Origin of the sequence: Cytobacillus sp. Bac17, from assembly GCF_024519925.1 — a bacterium.
In the GTDB taxonomy this organism is placed as follows: domain Bacteria; phylum Bacillota; class Bacilli; order Bacillales; family Cytobacillaceae; genus Cytobacillus; species Cytobacillus pseudoceanisediminis.
On sequence record NZ_JALJRC010000107.1, the window covers coordinates 1 to 411 of the forward strand.

Below are 411 nucleotides of genomic sequence, written 5' to 3' on the forward strand. Positions count from 1 at the left end.
TGTCTTTTTAGGACTGGGTTTAGTATTGTCTCCTCCCCTCGCCCCCCTGTTGCTTTCTTCTCCTCCCCCTCCCTTCCTCTCCTCTTTTTCCCTTCTCTTTTCCCTTTCCTTCTTCTCCTCCCCCCTCTCCCCCTCTTCCCCCCCCTTTTTCCCCCCTCTCTCCCTCCCTCTTCCCCTTTCACCTCCCTTCCCCTCCCTCCCCCCCCCCTCCCTTTTTTTCTCCCTTCCCTCCCTCTTCCCTTCCCCTTCTTTCCCTCCTCCTCCCCCTTCCCTTCCTTCTCTTCTTTCTCCTCTCCTCTTCCTCTTCTCCCTTTTTCCTCTCTTCCCCTTTTTTTCCCCTCTCTTCCTTCTCCTTCTCTTCCTCTTCTTCTTTTTTCCTTCTTTCTTTTTCCTTCCTCTTCCTTCTCTCCC

General features: G+C 53.8%; 2 protein-coding genes. Both read right to left on the reverse strand.

Going from position 1 to position 411, the window contains the following annotated elements; translation table 11 throughout:
* A partial coding sequence (locus tag NR125_RS30305; protein WP_256816887.1) for a hypothetical protein occupies positions 1–182 on the reverse strand: 182 nt, incomplete at its 3' end.
* The coding region (locus NR125_RS30310) for a hypothetical protein (RefSeq protein ID WP_256816889.1) at positions 179–411 on the reverse strand (233 nt) is incomplete at its 5' end. The genes NR125_RS30305 and NR125_RS30310, both read right to left, overlap by 4 nt.